The organism is Streptomyces sp. NPDC056452 (genome assembly GCF_042796085.1).
Lineage (GTDB): Bacteria > Actinomycetota > Actinomycetes > Streptomycetales > Streptomycetaceae > Streptomyces.
On record NZ_JBHTRI010000047.1, the window covers coordinates 13,613 to 30,174 of the forward strand.

15 protein-coding genes are annotated in these 16,562 nt (G+C 70.6%); 9 read left to right on the plus strand and 6 right to left on the minus strand.

Annotation, left to right across the window (positions count from 1 at the left end; translation table 11 throughout):
- The first annotated feature begins 6 nt into the window (after positions 1–6).
- Together ACFQ6X_RS32665 and ACFQ6X_RS32670 are read left to right on the plus strand one after the other, a co-directional pair.
- Entirely contained in the window at positions 7–429 is a 423-nt protein-coding gene (locus ACFQ6X_RS32665) for a hypothetical protein (RefSeq protein ID WP_383186918.1), read from the plus strand.
- On the plus strand, positions 426–1,577 hold the full coding sequence (locus tag ACFQ6X_RS32670; protein WP_383186921.1) for a glycoside hydrolase family 26 protein: 1,152 nt from the start codon (positions 426–428) through the stop codon (positions 1,575–1,577). Before ACFQ6X_RS32665 ends, ACFQ6X_RS32670 begins: the two co-directional genes overlap by 4 nt.
- Here ACFQ6X_RS32670 and ACFQ6X_RS32675 read toward each other — a convergent pair.
- The 3 genes from ACFQ6X_RS32675 to ACFQ6X_RS32685 all read right to left on the minus strand — a co-directional run bounded on the left by ACFQ6X_RS32675 (position 1,552) and on the right by ACFQ6X_RS32685 (position 6,012).
- A complete protein-coding gene (locus tag ACFQ6X_RS32675) occupies positions 1,552–3,723 on the minus strand; it encodes a lipopolysaccharide biosynthesis protein (protein WP_383186924.1) in 2,172 nt (723 codons plus the stop codon). The two genes, ACFQ6X_RS32670 and ACFQ6X_RS32675, sit on opposite strands and share 26 nt — an antisense overlap.
- Positions 3,716–4,864, minus strand: a complete 1,149-nt coding sequence (locus ACFQ6X_RS32680; RefSeq protein ID WP_383186987.1) for a DegT/DnrJ/EryC1/StrS family aminotransferase — start codon at positions 4,862–4,864, stop codon at positions 3,716–3,718. Before ACFQ6X_RS32680 ends, ACFQ6X_RS32675 begins: the two co-directional genes overlap by 8 nt.
- Positions 4,865–5,046: 182 nt before the next feature.
- Positions 5,047–6,012: an RNA polymerase sigma factor SigF gene (locus ACFQ6X_RS32685; RefSeq protein WP_383186927.1), complete on the minus strand. Its 966-nt coding sequence runs from the start codon at positions 6,010–6,012 to the stop codon at positions 5,047–5,049.
- 291 nt (positions 6,013–6,303) lie between these two features.
- Here ACFQ6X_RS32685 and ACFQ6X_RS32690 point away from each other — a divergent pair, with 291 nt between their 5' ends.
- The gene (locus ACFQ6X_RS32690; RefSeq protein WP_383186930.1) at positions 6,304–6,672 is read left to right on the plus strand and encodes an STAS domain-containing protein; all 369 of its coding nucleotides are present in this window, start codon (positions 6,304–6,306) and stop codon (positions 6,670–6,672) included.
- 197 nt (positions 6,673–6,869) lie between these two features.
- Positions 6,870–7,361, plus strand: a complete 492-nt coding sequence (locus ACFQ6X_RS32695) for an ATP-binding protein (RefSeq protein WP_383186933.1) — start codon at positions 6,870–6,872, stop codon at positions 7,359–7,361.
- Positions 7,362–7,514: 153 nt separating this feature from the next.
- Here the strand turns inward: ACFQ6X_RS32695 and ACFQ6X_RS32700 are convergent, their stop codons facing one another.
- The gene (locus ACFQ6X_RS32700; RefSeq protein WP_383186936.1) at positions 7,515–9,005 is read right to left on the minus strand and encodes an oligopeptide:H+ symporter; all 1,491 of its coding nucleotides are present in this window, start codon (positions 9,003–9,005) and stop codon (positions 7,515–7,517) included.
- Positions 9,006–9,493: 488 nt separating this feature from the next.
- On the opposite strand from ACFQ6X_RS32700, the gene ACFQ6X_RS32705 reads away from it, so the two are divergent.
- Together ACFQ6X_RS32705 and ACFQ6X_RS32710 are read left to right on the plus strand one after the other, a co-directional pair.
- Positions 9,494–10,171 (plus strand): response regulator transcription factor, encoded by a 678-nt coding sequence (locus tag ACFQ6X_RS32705; RefSeq protein WP_329210334.1) that lies wholly within the window; start codon positions 9,494–9,496, stop codon positions 10,169–10,171.
- 15 nt (positions 10,172–10,186) lie between these two features.
- Positions 10,187–11,452: an ATP-binding protein gene (locus ACFQ6X_RS32710; RefSeq protein ID WP_383186939.1), complete on the plus strand. Its 1,266-nt coding sequence runs from the start codon at positions 10,187–10,189 to the stop codon at positions 11,450–11,452.
- Positions 11,453–11,470: 18 nt separating this feature from the next.
- Here the strand turns inward: ACFQ6X_RS32710 and ACFQ6X_RS32715 are convergent, their stop codons facing one another.
- A complete protein-coding gene (locus ACFQ6X_RS32715; RefSeq protein ID WP_383186942.1) occupies positions 11,471–11,989 on the minus strand; it encodes a GtrA family protein in 519 nt (172 codons plus the stop codon).
- A 164-nt stretch (positions 11,990–12,153) separates the two neighbouring features.
- Between ACFQ6X_RS32715 and ACFQ6X_RS32720 the strand changes: the two genes are divergently transcribed.
- Genes ACFQ6X_RS32720 through ACFQ6X_RS32730 form a run of 3 tightly spaced genes read left to right on the plus strand, consistent with a single transcriptional unit; the run spans position 12,154 to position 15,039 of the window.
- Positions 12,154–13,305, plus strand: coding sequence for a 5-(carboxyamino)imidazole ribonucleotide synthase (locus tag ACFQ6X_RS32720; RefSeq protein WP_383186945.1), 1,152 nt, complete (start codon positions 12,154–12,156; stop codon positions 13,303–13,305).
- Positions 13,302–13,838 (plus strand): 5-(carboxyamino)imidazole ribonucleotide mutase, encoded by a 537-nt coding sequence (gene purE / locus ACFQ6X_RS32725; RefSeq protein ID WP_329210341.1) that lies wholly within the window; start codon positions 13,302–13,304, stop codon positions 13,836–13,838. The genes ACFQ6X_RS32720 and purE overlap by 4 nt, the downstream gene beginning before the upstream one ends.
- A gap of 7 nt (positions 13,839–13,845) precedes the next feature.
- Positions 13,846–15,039 carry a dipeptidase gene (locus tag ACFQ6X_RS32730; protein ID WP_383186949.1) on the plus strand — a complete coding sequence of 398 codons (1,194 nt, stop codon included), beginning with the start codon at positions 13,846–13,848 and terminating at the stop codon, positions 15,037–15,039.
- A gap of 145 nt (positions 15,040–15,184) precedes the next feature.
- Here the strand turns inward: ACFQ6X_RS32730 and ACFQ6X_RS32735 are convergent, their stop codons facing one another.
- The gene (locus tag ACFQ6X_RS32735) at positions 15,185–16,528 is read right to left on the minus strand and encodes a UDP-glucose dehydrogenase family protein (protein WP_383186952.1); all 1,344 of its coding nucleotides are present in this window, start codon (positions 16,526–16,528) and stop codon (positions 15,185–15,187) included.
- Between the last annotated feature and the right edge of the window lie 34 nt (positions 16,529–16,562).

Here is a 16,562-nt window from a genome sequence, read left to right on the forward strand (position 1 = left end):
GCCATCGTGTCCGAGAACCGGCAACCGACAGCACCGGGGCCACAGACCCTGATCAGAGCCGTTGTGGCGCTCTCCGGGTGGGTGGCGCTCGCCGCGACCGCACTGCCGGGCGGCTCGCCCCTGCGCTGGATACCGGTGTTCCTCTTCGTCTGCGTGGGCCCCGGATTCGCCCTGCTGTACCCACAGCCGGGGATGCTCCGACCCGCGGCCCGCCTCGAAGCGCTGGCGCTGGCCGCGCCCTTCGGCCTGTCCCTCGCCGTCCTCACGGCCACGTCGCTGTTCCTGGCCGAGGCGTTCTCGGCGACCGCGTTCCTGGTGTCGCTCGCCGCGTTCACCACGGTCGCGGCCGCGTGCCCCGGCCTACCGCTGCCCGCGGCCACCCGCGGCGCCGCGGAGAGGGGCCGGGCCAAACCTGTGAAGCGCCGATGACCGGACGCCCTGTGCCGTGGCCGGTCTCCGTTCCGCGGCTGCGCCGGCCCCGTACGTACCTGACGCTCGCCCTTGTCTCCGTCGCGGCGCTGCTGACCGGCCTCGTCGCCTGGTTCGGTACGCCTTCGTCCGGTGACGGGGACCCTCCCGTACCGTCCGCGAACGACCTGCCCGCCGATGCCGCCACCGGCGAGGTCAGCGGTGGCGGGTGCGCCCCGTCCGCCACTCTCGTACCGCCGTGCGGAGCCTGGTGGGGCGCCTATGTCCCGTACGCGGAGAACGGCTCCCTGAAGGACGCGGTGTACGCGTTCGAGAAGAAGATCGGCCGGAGGCTCGACCTCCTGTACACGTACCACGACATGTCGAACAACAAGCTCGACGGGCAGCTCCTCACCCCCGACGAGCAGATCCTCGGCCGGGACCGGATGCTGATGCTGGCCTGGGAGTCCACGGTGTGGCGCGAGCCCCGCCACGCGAACTACACCGAGGACCAGCTCGGCTGGGCGAAGGTCGCCTCGGGGGCGTACGACCGCGAGATCATCGACCCCCAGGCCCGTCGCATCAAGGCGTACGGGAAGCGGGTGTTCTTCTCCTTCGACCAGGAGGTCGACGCCCGGGTCGGTGACGCGGGCACCCCCGCGGAGTACGTCGCCGCCTACCGCCACCTCCACGACCGGTTCGAGGAGCTGGGTGTGGACAACGTGGTGTGGGTGTGGACGGTCTCCGGCTTCCTGCAGTCGGGGGAGCTCTTCGAACAGCTCTATCCGGGGGACGACTACGTCGACTGGATCGGCATGGACCAGTACAACTACTTCACCTGCCACGACACCACGGACTGGAAGGACTTCGACCGCAGCCAGCGGCCCACGTACGACTGGCTGCGCACGCACATCAGCGCGGAGAAACCGGTCATGCTCGCCGAGTTCGCCACCGTCCCGGATCCGGCCGACGCGGACCGCCAGCGCGAGTGGTACGAGGAGATTCCCGAGGTCGTACGGACGATGAAGGGGGCCAGGGCGCTGGTGCACTGGAACCGTGCGGTGCCGGGCGAGGGCTGCGACCTCACCGTCAACGACGGGCCGGGGCTGGAGGGTTACCGCACGGCCGGTCAGGACGACTACTTCAAGCAGCCGGTCCCCGGCCGCTGATCCTGCCGCGGACGGTGAGGGCCACCGCCGTTGCCGCGAACAGCCCGCAGAACACGGGCAGCCCGGCGGCGGCGAAGGCGTCCTGGGCCGCCCACCCGGCCACCGCGAGCACCCATACCAGGGCGGCAACAGCCCGGCGGGGGGCGCCCGCGGACCGCAGCAGGACGGCCGCGAGTCCCAGGCAGAGCACCTGCAGGGCGAGCGGGAGCCCCAGAAGCACCGCGGCCGGCGAGTCCAGCCCGGCGGCCCCGGCCAGGAAGCGGGCGAGGGTCCCGTGCAGTTCCTGCGAGGCGGCGGGGGGCCGGACACCGAGGAGCGGCGGGGCCGAGTGCAGGGCCGCCACGGTCACCAGCAGCGCCGACCCGATCAGCGCGGGCCGGAAACGGCGGAGCGCGACGGCCCCGCTGCAGACGACGATCATGAGCACCCCCGCCGTCACGGTGACCGGAGGCAGCGCATGGATCAGCTCGGTGCCGGTCAGCCGGTGGTGGCCGGCCCGCGCGACCCGCGTCAACGGCACCCAGAACAGCCCCGCGGCGAGCCCCAGCAGCAGCCACAGGGCGGCGTTCGGCCAGGACTCGCCGTCCGTCCGGTCCGGGGCCGACGGTGAGCCGTCGCGCACGAGGACGGGGATGCCGAAGGCGGGAGTCACCGTGTCGTGGGCGCCGCGCAGGTACACCGTGTCCGAGGTCCAGTCCGCCCCGTACTCCTCGGCCCGCCGCTCCCGGGTGCGCCGGGCCGCCGTGCGGGCCCAACTCGTCCCGAACTCCTCGTCCTTCGCCGCCCGGGACCGCCTCCCGCGGCCGAGGACGGGCCGTCCCGTCAGCGCGGCGCGCAGCCCCAGGGCGGACGCGGACGCCACCGCCGTCATGCTCAGGAGCATCGCCCAGCCCGCCCCCGCGATCCCCAGCGGACCGAGCAGCAGGGCCGCGCTGCCCAGCACCGCCGCGCACATCGCCCCCTGGAGGACGGCCAGCGCACCGGTGCGGCCCTGCACCCGCAGCACGCCGATGTACAGCTCGACCAGGACCCGGGGGAGTGCGGCGGCGGCCAGCAGGCGCAGGACGAGCGTGCCGTGGTCGGCGTAGTCGTGGCCGAACGGGGCGAGGATCTGCGGGGCGAACACGACCAGGACGAGGACGACGGGAACCAGCAGCAGGGCCATCCGGCGCAGCGCCCCCCGTACGCCCTCGGCCAGGTGGCCGGGGCTGTGGGAGGCGTGGGCGGTGAGCGAGGAGGCCATGTTGATGGCCATGAACTCCATGGTGCCGCCGACGGTGTACGCGATGTAGAAGAAGCCGTTGTGCGCGGCGTCGAAGCGGACCGCGACCATCACGGGCAGCAGATTGATCATGGCGAGGCTGAAGAGGGCGCCGACCGAGTCCCCGGCCAGGAATCGGCCGATCTCGCGGAGCCCGGGCGGCTCGCGGTCCCGGTCGGCTCCGGCCTGGTGCGGGATCAGTCTGCGAAAGATCAGCCAGCCGAGCGGCAGTACGGACAGGCCGATGGCCGCGGCCCAGGAGACGAACACGCCGAGTACGGGCAGGGCGGTGGCGAAGGCGGCGAGCATCAGCAGCTTGCCGATGGAGAACACGGCGTTGCCGACGGGCACCCAGAAGGCCTTGCGCAGCCCGGTCAGTACCCCGTCCTGGAGGGTGAGGATCGCCCAGGCGACACACGACCCGGTGAACACGAGCCCGGCCGAGAGCGTCCCCAGCGGGGCGTACGAGTCCCCCCACAGGTCCAGGGTGAGCAGGAAGACCACGCAGGCGAGGGTGACGACGACGGAGCTGGCCAGATAGGTGCGGGCGACCAGGGACGCGGTGGCGCGTCCGGCCCGGGGCACGTACCGCACCACGGCCCCGATCATCGTCGTCGCGGTGACCGAGGCGAGGAGCCGCATCGCCGCGATGGCGGCGGAACCCTGGCCGACGGCCTCCTCGGTGTAATAGCGGGCGGCGACCAGCCAGAAGCCGAGGCCGAGGGCGGCGGAGACCCCGGTGGAGAGCATCAGGGCGTAGGCGTTGCGGAACATCGAGTCGCCGCTCGCGCCGTCCTGTTCCGCCGGGACGGGCGCGTCCGCCGCACGGCCCTGTGCGGCGTCGGCGCCTCCGGCCGGCGGGCCGACTCTGGTGGTGTCAGCCACCGGGCAGCTCTCTCGCGGGCGCGATGCCTGCCGCGGTGAGGACATCGATGACCCGTCCGGCGCGCAGGGGGTCGACGGGCAGGGCGTGCCGGGCGAACCAGGCCGCGTTGGCGGGGTGGGCGGAGGGGTCGGTGAACGGCTCCCCGGCGTAGCTGTCGAGCGGCGGGTCGTAGAGGTAGCCGACGGTGATCCGGTGCCGGGCGAGGGCGGCGATCGCCGCGTCCCGGTCGGCCACCAGCAGCGGCACCCGGAACAGCGGCTGAACGGGGGTGCCCGCAGTGTGCGGCGCCGCCCAGCGGGTGGCGAGGAGGCGCTCGGTGCCGGCCCGGTGTGCGGTGAGCCGGTCGTCGAGGCCGGCGAGCAGGCGTTCGATGCGGCGCAGCCGTAATCGGCCCGGGGCGACCCGGTAGTCGTGCATGTCGACACGGACCCAGGAGTGGAAGCCGGTCAGGGAGGGCGCGGTGCCGAGGGCCTGCCGGAGGGCGGCCGGCCGCAGCGGCATCCGGATCTCCTCGCGCTCCTGGAGCCCGAGGAGCCGCAGAGCCCACCGGGCGGCGGGAGCGAGCCGCAGTCCGCGTACCGCCGCCTCCGCGTACGGCCGTACGGCGTAGGCGAGTTCGGCGGTGAGCGCGGCAGGGTCGAGGAGCGCGTCGCGGGCCTGCTCCAGCGGGGCGCGCAGCCCCGGGTCGGCGACGGCGAGGAAGCCCCCGGCCTTGGCGCCGACGTGCTTGGAGAGGCTGAAGACGGCCGCGTCCCCGAAGGTGCCGACCGGTCTTCCGTCCGTCCCGCTGCCGATGGCGTGCGCGGCGTCCTCGATCAGCGGGATGCCGAGCCGGTCGCAGCGGGCGCGCAGCTCCGGGGCGGGGTCCGGGTGTCCGTACAGGTTGGTGGTGAGGACCGCCGAGAGTCCGTTCCATACGGAGTCGGGCACGGCGTCCACGTCGATGGAACCGTCCGTGGCGGACAGCGGGGCCTGGACGGGCCGCAGGCCCGCCGCGAGGACGACGAAGAGGATGACGTCGTCGTTGACGGGGGACATCAAAACCCTGCCGCCGGGCTCGCACCAGTGGCGGAGCGCCACGTAGAGGCCCAGCCTGCACGACGGTACGTAGAGGCATTCGCGGCCGATCCGGGCGCGCATCGCCGCTTCCGCCGCGGCGTGGGCTGCCGGACCGCTCTCCCCATCAGCCATGTGTTCCCCCCAGAACCCAAGTGTCCAATGTGGCCCAGTCCGTGGCACTTCGTCAACAATGCGGAAGGACCCGCCCGTTGCCGGGACAGGTCCTTCCGCAATGACGTCTCGGGGGTCCGTGGACCACCGGGTCATTCCTCCAGTGTCAGGCCCTTCCTGAGCTTGACCAGAGTCCGTGAGAGCAGCCTGGACACGTGCATCTGCGAGATGCCGAGCTCCTCGCCGATCTCCGACTGCGTCATGTTGGCGACGAACCGCAGCGAGAGGATCGTGCGGTCGCGCGTCGGGAGCGAAGCGATGAGCGGCTTCAGGGACTCGACGTACTCGATGCCTTCGAGTCCGTGGTCCTCGTAGCCGATGCGGTCCGCGAGGGCGCCCTCGTTGTCGTCGTCCTCGGGCTTGGCGTCCAGCGAGCTCGCGGTGTACGCGTTGCTCGCGGCCATGCCCTCGACGACCTCGTCGCCGGTCAGGCCGAGGCGTTCGGCCAGCTCCGCCACGGTGGGTGCGCGGTCCAGCTTCTGGGACAGCTCGTCGCCCGCCTTGGCGAGGTCGAGGCGCAGCTCCTGCAGGCGGCGCGGGACGCGCACGGACCAGCTGGTGTCACGGAAGAAGCGCTTGATCTCACCGACGATGGTGGGCATCGCGAAGGTCGGGAACTCCACGCCGCGGCTGAGTTCGAAGCGGTCGATCGCCTTGATCAGGCCGATGGTGCCGACCTGGACGATGTCCTCCATGGGTTCGCTGCGCGAGCGGAACCGGGAGGCCGCGAACTTGACCAGCGCGAGGTTGAGCTCGACGAGGGTGTTGCGGACGTACGCGTACTCGTGGGTGCCCTCTTCGAGGGACTCGAGCCGCGCGAAGAGTGTCTTCGACAGCGCTCTGGCGTCCAGGGCGCCGACTTCGGCGAAGGGCGGGATCTCGGGGAGTTCCTCGTGGCCCTCGCTCAGGAGGTCGTTGTCGTGGTCGTTGTGGGGGGAGGTGCTGCTGGTGCGCGGGCCGGGTACGGCGGTCGCGGCGGGGGAGTCGGAATCGGTCGGTCCCTGAGGACATGTCGACGTGGCGTTGTGGGTACGCGATACGTCGAGCCGGGGTGACATGGTTCTCCTCCATCGTTCTCGGCATATGGCTGCCGATGCCCATACGTGTTCCTGCGGTGAAGCGGCGCCTCCAAAGCCGATCGGATTCCGGGTTTTGCTGTCCCTTCTACCCTTACCCGGTTCCCACCACGAGTTACAAGCTCCAAATATGCCTGTATGTCCGGTTTGTTGAGGTCTCCGACTACCGTGTGGCGAGGGAAACGCGTAATGTTTTACGCACGTCGGCGGCAGCCGCGCAGATAACCGCGCTCCTGGTGACGCGGACAGTGACGGACGGCGAAGAGGGACGGCATGGACCGCGGGACGGTCGGCAGTGCGAACCGGGGTCGGCTTCAGGTCGAGGTCCGGACGGACGGCCGCAGCGAGGTTGTGACGCCGGTGGGTGAGCTCGATCACCACACCGCAGATCTGCTCCGTGAACCTCTGGAGAGCGCGGTCGATCAGGGGCGTGTGCGCCTGGTGGTCGACTGCTCGAGGCTCGAGTTCTGCGACTCCACCGGGCTCAATGTGCTGCTCGGTGCCCGCCTGAAGGCCGAAGCGGCCGGCGGCGGGGTCCACCTGGCCGGAATGCTCCCTGTGGTGGCACGCGTCTTCGAGATCACCGGGGCAGAGGCGGTCTTCACCGTCCATGCCTCACTCGAAGAGGCTCTGGACTCCTGACCGGGCCTTTTGTGCGCTTTTGCAGCCCCGTGGGCACCGGGTGTCGCTCTCATCACGCTGTTGGCGTAGCCGAAGTGGGTGTTGTCACGATTCGGCAGGGCAGGAGACACCCCGGTGGGGTCACGGACCCGGCACACTCTGTATCTGATCAGTATCTGTTCGATGGCAACACGGTGAATCGGTGAGGTGAAGCGCTGATGAGCACCACCCGGCAGCATCCGCCGGGCGGCCTCGGCCGCGAGCCGGACGGCAAGGGCGCTGCCTCTGCCGTACCTGCGGACCGGCAGTGGCGGACCCTCTCCCTGAAGCAGGCCAGTGGCATCGTGCCGATGGCCCGGGACTTCGCCCGGCAGGCCCTGCACGACTGGGGCTGGCTCCCGGCGTCCGGCGCCGATCGCCGTGCCGCCGCCGAGGACGTCCTGCTCGTCGTCTCCGAGCTCGTCACGAACGCCTGCCTGCACGCGGACGGTCCTGAGGAGCTCCGTATCGCCTGCTCGCCCAAGGTGCTGCGGGTGGAGGTCGTCGACCGGGGCGCGGGACAGCCGTCGCCGCGCACCCCTCACCGTGCGGGACGGCCCGGCGGGCACGGCATGTTCATCGTCCAGCGGCTCTGTCTGGACTGGGGCGTCATGCGTACGCCGGACGAACCGGGCAAGACCGTGTGGGCGGAGCTGGCGGCTCCCGCGTAGCCCCTTCGCTTCCGCCCCGCTGCAGAAGAGCGCGCCCGTCGGGCGCGCTCTTTGTCGTTCCCCGGCGGGTACTCGCCCCCCATCCGGTGGGCTACGACGGAGGGCCGCCGCACCGGATCGGTGCGACGGCCCTCGGCAGGGGAGGAGTCCGGGTCAGCGGACGTCGCCCATGAGCGTCTTGACCTTGCCGCGGTACATGAAGATCGCGACACCCGCGGCCACCGCGAGGGCGGCCTGGAGCGCCACCACCCCGGTGCCGTTGAGTTCGACACCCGCGATGGACAGCAGACCGGTGGTGCAGTCGCCGGCGGTGACCGCCAGGAACCAGACACCCATCATCTGGCTGGCGTACTTGGCCGGAGCCATCTTCGTGGTGACCGAGAGGCCGACCGGGGAGAGCGTCAGCTCGGCGACGGTCTGCACGAAGTAGATCGCGACCAGCCACATCGCCGCGGCCTTGTGGCCGTCACCCGCGATGGTCAGCGGCAGCAGGAACAGGAAGAACGAGGCGCCGACCAGGACCAGACCGGAGCTGAACTTCACGATCGTGCTGGGCTCCTTGCCCCGCCGGTTCAGCGCCATCCAGAAGGCGGCGAAGACCGGGGCCAGCGCCATGATCAGGACCGGGTTGACCGACTGGTACCAGGAGACCGGGAAGTCCCAGCCGAGGACCGAGTTCTCGGCCGAGGAGTCGGCGAAGATCGCCAGGGTCGAACCGCCCTGGTCGTAGATCATCCAGAAGATGGCCGCGGCCACGAAGAACCAGATGTAGCCGGACATCTTCTTCTGCTCGGTGTCGCTGAGCTCCTTGTCGCGCTTGATGCGCGTCAGGACTAGCACCGGGATGACCAGGCCCGCGATCGTGATCGGGACAAGCAGCCAGTTCAGCGTGTACACGCCGGTGACGACCGTACCGATGTAGAAGACGGCCGCGACGGCCATCCAGATCATGGCCTTGCGCAGGGTCGAGGCACGCTCGGCAGCGTCCAGCGGCTTCGGGACGATCAGGCTGCGCTCGTTCAGGTGGCGCGTGCCGAGCAGGAACTGGGCGACACCCAGCCCCATGCCGAGCGCGGCGATGGCGAAGCCCAGGTGCCAGTTGACGTTCTCGCCGATGGTGCCGATGACGAGCGGCGCGGCGAAGGCACCCAGGTTGATGCCCATGTAGAAGATCGTGAAGCCACCGTCGCGGCGCGGGTCGTCCGGGCCGTCGTAGAGGTGGCCGACCATCGTCGAGATGTTGGACTTCAGCAGACCGGAGCCGATCGCCACCAGGCCGAGACCGGCGAAGAACGTGCCCTCGGAGGGCAGTGCCAGGGTCAGGTGGCCGAGCATGATCGTGCCGCCGGCGATGGCGACGGTCTTGCGCGGGCCCCAGACCCGGTCGCCGAACCAGCCGCCGGGCATGGCGAGCAGGTACACCAACGACAGGTAGACCGAGTAGATCGCGGTGGCCGTGCCCGGGTCCATGTCGAGCCCGTTGGGAGCGATCAGGTAGAGCGGGAGGAGGGCGCGCATGCCGTAATAGCTGAAGCGCTCCCACATCTCGGTCATGAAGAGAGTGGCCAGGCCGCGGGGGTGGCCGAAGAAGGTCTTCTGCGAACCAGAAGTACTGGCCGAGTCCTTCGTCAGGCTGGACGCCATGGTCGATCCTTGCTGGTCGGGACGCTCGCCTCGCGAGAGTGACGCGCCCGGTGGGGGGTAGCCGGCACCGGTACGGCTGCGCCCCACCCCTGACGCCTCAAGGGGATTCGATCCGGCCGTCGGCTCCGCAGGGAGTCGGGGCGGAGTCGGGGGACCGACCGCACCGGGATCCACACCCGGTGCGCGTTTCTCGCACTCCGGGCCCGGCTCACAGGTCATTCACTGATCAGGGCCGGCATGAACCGGCCCCGCACATAAAAGCGACCCTTGGCGCGAAACGCTGCCCAAAGGTCCTTCTGTAGTGCAACAGGCGTCGAGCCACCATACGACACGACACACGGGGATATGAAAGGACTTGAGACATGGATCACAGGTTGTGGTGGAACCAGACTCGCACATTCAAAGGAGGATGACCGATTCGTAACCCTGACCCGCAGGTCTCCACAAGCGCCTCACCTCGGGCGCCCTGTGCGGACTACCATCACTGCATGACCCGTGTACTGCTCGCCGAGGACGACGCATCCATCTCGGAGCCTCTGGCCCGTGCCCTGCGTCGAGAGGGTTACGAGGTCGAGGTCCGCGAGGACGGCCCGACCGCACTCGACGCCGGGCTCCAGGGCGGCGTCGACCTGGTCGTGCTCGACCTGGGGCTGCCCGGGATGGACGGCCTGGAGGTCGCGCGGCGGCTGCGCGCCGACGGCCACGCCGTGCCGATCCTCGTGCTGACCGCGCGGGCCGACGAGGTGGACACCGTGGTCGGCCTGGACGCCGGGGCCGACGACTACGTCACCAAGCCCTTCCGTCTCGCCGAGCTCCTCGCCCGGGTCCGCGCCCTGCTGCGCCGCGGCGCCACCGAGTCCGCCCCGCAGCCCGCCACCCACGGGGTCAGGATCGACGTCGAGTCGCACCGGGCCTGGATGGGCGAGGAGGAACTCCAGCTCACCGCCAAGGAGTTCGACCTGCTCCGGGTCCTCGTCCGGGACGCCGGCCGGGTCGTCACCCGCGACCAGCTGATGCGCGAGGTCTGGGACACCACCTGGTGGTCCTCCACGAAGACCCTCGACATGCACATCTCCTGGCTCCGCAAGAAGCTCGGTGACGACGCCGCCAATCCCCGTTACATCGCGACCGTCCGGGGCGTCGGCTTCCGCTTCGAGAAGAGCTGACGTACAGAAACAGTCATGCGCCGTCGACTGATCAACTCCACGCTCGCCGTGGTGCTCGTGGTGATTGCCGTCTTCGGCGTCTCCCTCGTCATCGTCGAGACCCGCACCATCAGCAACAGCGCCCAGGAGAGCGTCGACTCCGAGGCGCTCCGGCTGATCAGCGTGGTCGAGAGCCGGCTGCTCGGCGAGGAGCGCATCACCCCCGCCGTGCTGTCCGAACAGGTCGACCCCAGCCGCTACGCACGGGTCGAGATCCCGGGGCGGCCCCCCATCGAGGTCGGCGAGCGCCCCGACGACAGCGTCATCCGCAGTACGGAGACGGGCGAGCAGGGCGAGAAGGTCACCGTCGAGGAGTCCCGCTCCGCCGTCACCCGTGAGGTCGGCCGGACCCTGCTCATCATCGGCGCGGTGGCGCTCCTCGCGATCATCTCGGCCGTGCTCCTCGCCGTACGCCAGGCGAACCGGCTGACCTCGCCGCTCACCGACCTCGCCGAGACCGCCGAACGCCTCGGTTCCGGCGACCCGCGCCCCCGGCACAAGCGGTACGGGGTGACGGAGCTGGACCGGGTCGCCGACGTCCTGGACGCCTCCGCCGAACGGATCGCCCGGATGCTGACGGCGGAACGGCGCCTCGCCGCGGACGCCTCGCACCAGCTGCGCACCCCCTTGACCGCGCTCTCGATGCGGATCGAGGAGATCTCCGTCACCGACGACCCGGAGACGGTGAAGGAGGAGGCGAGCATCGCGCTCACGCAGGTCGAGCGGCTCACGGACGTGGTGGAACGGCTGCTGACCAACGCCCGGGACGCGCGTACGGGCTCCGCGGTCTTCTTCGATCTCGACGAGGTCGTCAAGCAGCAGCTCGAGGAGTGGCGCCCGGCCTACCGCAGCGCAGGGCGCGCCGTCGTCTGCTCGGGCAAGCACGGACTGAAGGCGGTCGGCACTCCCGGTGCGGTCGCCCAGGTGCTCGCCGCGCTCATCGAGAACTCACTGATGCACGGCGGCGGCACGGTCGCGCTGCGCACCCGTGTCACCGGCAACCAGGTCGTCATCGAGGTGACGGACGAGGGCCCCGGCGTTCCCGCCGACCTCGGGGCGCGGATCTTCGAGCGGACCATCAGCGGCCGCAACTCCACCGGGATCGGTCTCGCCGTCGCCCGTGACCTCGCGGAGGCCGACGGCGGCCGGCTCGAACTGCTCCAGCAGCAGCCCCCGGTCTTCGCCCTCTTCCTCAGCCGGATCGCGCCGACCCGCAAGGAACAGGAGCGCCCGGTGCGCTGAGCGCCTCGGCCGGGCGCCTCAGGGGTGTACGGGGTCGGGCGCTACTTCGTCGGCGGCTCGTCGCTGCTCCAGAAATCGTTCCGCGTTCAGCACGGCCTCCTCGGCGGGCAGCGCCTTGAACACCCAGGTGCGGTACGACCAGAAGCGGAACAGGGTGGCGACCCCGATCCCGACGATCTTGAAGACATTGCTCTGCACCGGGCTGTTCCACCCGAAGCCGTACGTCGCCGCGTACAGCACACCGTTCTCGATCACCGCGCCCGCGGCGCTGAACAGCAGGAAGAGCATCAGCTCCCGGGTCCGGCCGGACTTGTCGCGGTCCCGGTAGGTCCAGTAACGGAAGCCGATGTAGTTGAAGAGGATGGCGACGGACGTGGCCAGGACACTGGCCCGGACCACCTGGAGGTCCGTGGTGTGCCGGACCAGGTTGAAGACCGCGATGTTGACCAGCAGGCCCAGAGCGCCGACCGCGCCGAACTTGGCGACCTCCCGGGCAAGCAGATCAAGCCGGGCCCGCAGTGCGCCCCGTTCGCTCATGATGATCGCTCAGCCCCGTCCGTTCGGTTTCGTCAACCCGGCCATGCTAACCAGCCCTCCCGTGTGATGCCTGTGCGCTGCCGGTGAGGTGTGGCGAGGCTGTGACGAGGGCCTGTGACCGGAGAGGGTGGGGGAAGCCCCGGCGCGCCGGATACCCTGGACGCGTGACGTTCCCGGTAGTCGGCATGGTCGGCGGCGGTCAGCTCGCCCGTATGACCCACGAGGCGGGCATCCCCCTCGGCCTCAAGTTCAAGCTCCTCAGTGACACCCCTCAGGATTCGGCAGCCCAGGTGGTGAGCGAAGTCGTCATCGGCGACTATCGCGACCTGGAGACGCTGCGCGCCTTCGCGCGCGGCTGCGACGTGATCACCTTCGATCACGAGCATGTGCCGACCGAGCATCTGCGGGCCCTGGAGGCGGACGGCATTCCCGTCCGCCCCGGCCCCGATGCGCTGGTGCACGCCCAGGACAAGGGGGTGATGCGCGCGAAGCTCACGGAGATCGGCGCGCCCTGCCCCCGCCACCGCCTCGTGACGGACCCGGCGGACGCCGCGGCGTTCGCCGAGGAGACCGGGGGCTTCCCCGTCATCCTCAAGACGGTCCGCGGCGGCTACGACGGCAAGGGCGTGTGGGTGGTCCGCTCCGAGGCGGACGCCGCCGAGCCGTTCCGCGCCGGTGTCCCCGTCCTCGCCGAGGAGAAGGTCGACTTCGTACGGGAGCTGGCGGCCAACATCGTCCGCTCGCCGCACGGCCAGGCCGTCGCCTACCCGGTCGTCGAGTCCATCCAGGTCGACGGCGTCTGCGACACGGTCATCGCCCCGGCCCCCGAGCTGGACGAGCGGCTGGCCGGAGAGGCCCAGCAGCTCGCGCTGCGGATCGCCGCGGAGCTCGGTGTGGTCGGCCACCTCGCGGTCGAGCTGTTCGAGACCCGTAGCGACGACGGGACCCCCGGGATTCTCGTGAACGAACTGGCGATGCGCCCGCACAACTCCGGGCACTGGACCCAGGACGGCGCGATCACCTCCCAGTTCGCCAACCACGTGCGGGCCGTCCTGGACCTCCCGCTCGGCGACCCGCGCCCGCGCGCCACCTGGACGGTCATGTGCAACGTCCTGGGCGGCGACTTCCCGGACATGTACCAGGCGTACCTGCACTGCATGGCCCGCGACCCGCAGCTCAAGATCCACATGTACGGCAAGGACGTGAAGCCCGGCCGCAAGGTCGGCCACGTCAACACCTACGGCGACGACCTGGCGGACGTGCGGGAGCGCGCCCGGCACGCGGCCGACTACCTGCGAGGAACAATCACCGAATGACTTCCCCCGGTACCGCCCCTGTCATCGGCATCGTCATGGGCTCGGACTCCGACTGGCCCGTCATGGAAGCGGCCGCGAAGGCACTCGACGAGTTCGAGATCCCCTACGAGGTCGACGTCGTCTCCGCCCACCGCATGCCGCGCGAGATGGTCGCGTACGGCGAGCAGGCGGCGGACCGCGGTCTGAAGGCGATCATCGCGGGCGCCGGGGGAGCGGCCCACCTGCCCGGCATGCTCGCCTCCGTGACCCCGCTGCCCGTCATCGGCGTGCCCGTCCCGCTGAAGTACCTGGACGGCATGGACAGCCTGCTCTCCATCGTGCAGATGCCGGCCGGCGTCCCCGTCGCCACCGTCTCGGTCGGCGGCGCACGCAACGCGGGGCTGCTCGCCGCCCGGATCCTCGCCGCCCACGACAGTGAGCTGCTGGCGCGGATGAAGGACTTCCAGCAGGAGCTGAACGACCAGGCGACGGAGAAGGGCAAACGCCTCCGGGCCAAGGTCGAGGGCTCGGACTCCTTCGGCTTCGGGAAGTAGGCGCCCCATGGACAACCTGGACCGTGCCCGGCTGCTCCTCGCCGAGAACCCGGTGGTCGACGGCCACAACGACCTCCCCTGGGCCCTGCGCGAACAGGTCGGCTACGACCTGGACGCCCGCGACATCGCGACCGACCAGACCGGCGCCCTGCACACCGACATCCCGCGTCTGCGGGCCGGCGGCGTCGGTGCACAGTTCTGGTCCGTCTACGTCTCCACCCGTCTGACCGGTGACGACGCGGTCAGCGCCACGCTGGAGCAGATCGACGTGGTCGCCGAGCTGCTGGAACGCCACCCGGCGGACCTGCGGCGCGCCCTGACCGCCGACGACATGGAGAAGGCCCGCGCCGAGGGGCGTATCGCGTCCCTGATGGGCGCCGAGGGCGGCCACTCCATCAACAACTCCCTGGGCACCCTGCGCGCCCTGCACACCCTCGGCGTCCGCTACATGACGCTGACGCACAACGACAACACCGACTGGGCGGACTCGGCGACCGACTCCGCGCAGGTCGGCGGCCTGTCGGAGTTCGGCCGCGAGGTCGTCCGGGAGATGAACCGCATCGGCATGCTGGTCGACCTCTCGCACGTGGCTGCGACCACGATGCGCGACGCGCTCGCCACCTCCGTCGCGCCGGTGATCTTCTCGCACTCCTCCGCCCGGGCGGTCTGCGACCACCCGCGCAACATCCCCGACGACGTGCTGCGGATGCTCGCGGCCAACGGTGGCGTGGCCATGGCGACCTTCGTGCCGAAGTTCGTCCTGCCGGCAGCCGTCGACTGGACGCTCGCCGCCGACCGCAACATGCGGGAGCACGGTCTGCACCACCTGGACACGACCGCGGCGGCGATGCGGATCCACGCGGACTTCGAGGCAGTCAATCCGCGCCCGATGGCCACCGTGTCGACGATCGCCGACCACCTCGACCACATGCGTGAGATCGCCGGGATCGACCACATCGGCATCGGCGGCGACTACGACGGCACGGCGTTCCTGCCGGCGGGCCTGGAGGACGTCTCCGGCTATCCGAACCTGATCGCCGAGCTGCTCACCCGGGGCTGGTCGGACACCGACCTCGCCAAGCTGACCTGGCAGAACGCCGTCCGGGTCCTGCGGGACGCGGAAGCGGTCTCCCGCGACCTCGGCGCGCGGCGCGGCCCCTCCCACGCAACGATCGACGAGCTGGACGGCCCCGCGGTGTAGCCGCACACAAACGCCGGGCGGGCCGTATCGGGCCCGTCCGGCTGCTGTGTTCGAACACCCTGGGCAGGGCCCACAAGCCCGTCCGGCGATTGCGGACAGGACGACCAGCGGGCGGAACCGGTCATCCCGCCCGCCCCGCCAGGCGTTACGCCTTCGGCCGGCCCATCGCGCGGTACGTCCACCCGGCCTCACGCCACACCGCCGGGTCCAGCGCATTGCGGCCGTCCAGGATGATCCGGCGCCCCGCGGCCTCGCCCAGTGCCACCGGGTCCAGCTCGCGGAACTCGCGCCACTCCGTCAGGTGCAGCACCACATCCGCGCCGCGCACCGCGTCCAGCGCGGTGTCCGCGTAGGCGAGGGTGGGGAAGAGCCGTCGGGCGTTGTCCATGCCCTTCGGGTCGAAGACCGTGACCTGGCCGCCCTGCAGATGGATCTGCCCGGCCACGTTCAGGGCCGGCGAGTCCCGTACGTCGTCCGAGTCCGGCTTGAACGTCGCGCCCAGCACCGCGACGCGCTGCCCGAGGAACGAGCCCCCGCCCACCGCCTCGCGGGCGAGCTCCACCATGTGGCCTCGACGCCGCATGTTGATGGAGTCGACCTCGCGCAGGAACGTCAGCGCCTGGTCCGCGCCCAGCTCACCGGCGCGCGCCATGAACGCCCGGATGTCCTTCGGCAGACAGCCACCGCCGAACCCGATCCCGGCCCGCAGGAACTTCTTCCCGATCCGCTCGTCGTGGCCGATCGCCTCGGCCAGTTTCACCACATCGCCGTCGGCGGCCTCGCAGACCTCCGCCATCGCGTTGATGAAGGAGATCTTGGTCGCCAGGAACGAGTTCGCCGAGGTCTTCACCAGCTCGGCGGTGGGGAAGTCCGTCACCACGAAGGGCGAGCCCTCCCCGACCGGCCCCGCGTACACCTCGCGCAGCAGCTTCTCGGCCCGCTCGCTCTCCACCCCGACGACGATCCGGTCCGGGTGCAGGGTGTCGTTCACCGCGAAGCCCTCGCGCAGGAACTCCGGGTTCCAGGCCAGCTCCGCATCCGTGCCCACCGGCGACAGCTCGGCCAGCCGGGCCGCCAGCCGGGCGGCGGAACCCACCGGGACGGTGGACTTCCCGACCACCAGCGCGGGCCGCGTCAGCTGCGGGGCCAGGGACTCGAAGGCGCTGTCCACGTAACTCATGTCGCACGCGTACTCGCCGTGCTTCTGCGGAGTGTTCACGCAGACGAAGTGCACATCGCCGAAGGCGCCGACCTCCTCCCAGGAGGTGGTGAAGCGCAGCCGGCCGCTGGAGCCCTCGATACCCGCGACGTGCTTCTGCAGGATCTCCTCGAGCCCCGGCTCGTACATCGGCACCCTGCCCGCCGAGAGCATCTCGATCTTCTCCGGCACGACATCGAGCCCGAGGACTTCGAAGCCCAGCTCAGCCATGGCCGCGGCATGGGTGGCGCCGAGGTAGCCGGTGCCGATCACAGTGATCCTGAGGGCCATGGGTGCTCCTGAACGATGCGGACAGACGTGCGGA

What these genes read in the sequence shown, in the direction of transcription:
- ACFQ6X_RS32735 (WP_383186952.1), bottom strand. Translation starts at nt 16,528, where the DNA reads ATGGCCCTCAGGATCACTGTGATCGGCACCGGCTACCTCGGCGCCACC.
- ACFQ6X_RS32710 (WP_383186939.1), top strand. Translation starts at nt 10,187, where the DNA reads ATGCGCCGTCGACTGATCAACTCCACGCTCGCCGTGGTGCTCGTGGTG.
- ACFQ6X_RS32715 (WP_383186942.1), bottom strand. Translation starts at nt 11,989, where the DNA reads ATGAGCGAACGGGGCGCACTGCGGGCCCGGCTTGATCTGCTTGCCCGG.
- ACFQ6X_RS32730 (WP_383186949.1), top strand. Translation starts at nt 13,846, where the DNA reads ATGGACAACCTGGACCGTGCCCGGCTGCTCCTCGCCGAGAACCCGGTG.
- purE (WP_329210341.1), top strand. Translation starts at nt 13,302, where the DNA reads ATGACTTCCCCCGGTACCGCCCCTGTCATCGGCATCGTCATGGGCTCG.
- ACFQ6X_RS32705 (WP_329210334.1), top strand. Translation starts at nt 9,494, where the DNA reads ATGACCCGTGTACTGCTCGCCGAGGACGACGCATCCATCTCGGAGCCT.
- ACFQ6X_RS32685 (WP_383186927.1), bottom strand. Translation starts at nt 6,012, where the DNA reads ATGTCACCCCGGCTCGACGTATCGCGTACCCACAACGCCACGTCGACA.
- ACFQ6X_RS32670 (WP_383186921.1), top strand. Translation starts at nt 426, where the DNA reads ATGACCGGACGCCCTGTGCCGTGGCCGGTCTCCGTTCCGCGGCTGCGC.
- ACFQ6X_RS32690 (WP_383186930.1), top strand. Translation starts at nt 6,304, where the DNA reads ATGGACCGCGGGACGGTCGGCAGTGCGAACCGGGGTCGGCTTCAGGTC.
- ACFQ6X_RS32700 (WP_383186936.1), bottom strand. Translation starts at nt 9,005, where the DNA reads ATGGCGTCCAGCCTGACGAAGGACTCGGCCAGTACTTCTGGTTCGCAG.
- ACFQ6X_RS32680 (WP_383186987.1), bottom strand. Translation starts at nt 4,864, where the DNA reads ATGCGCGCCCGGATCGGCCGCGAATGCCTCTACGTACCGTCGTGCAGG.
- ACFQ6X_RS32695 (WP_383186933.1), top strand. Translation starts at nt 6,870, where the DNA reads ATGAGCACCACCCGGCAGCATCCGCCGGGCGGCCTCGGCCGCGAGCCG.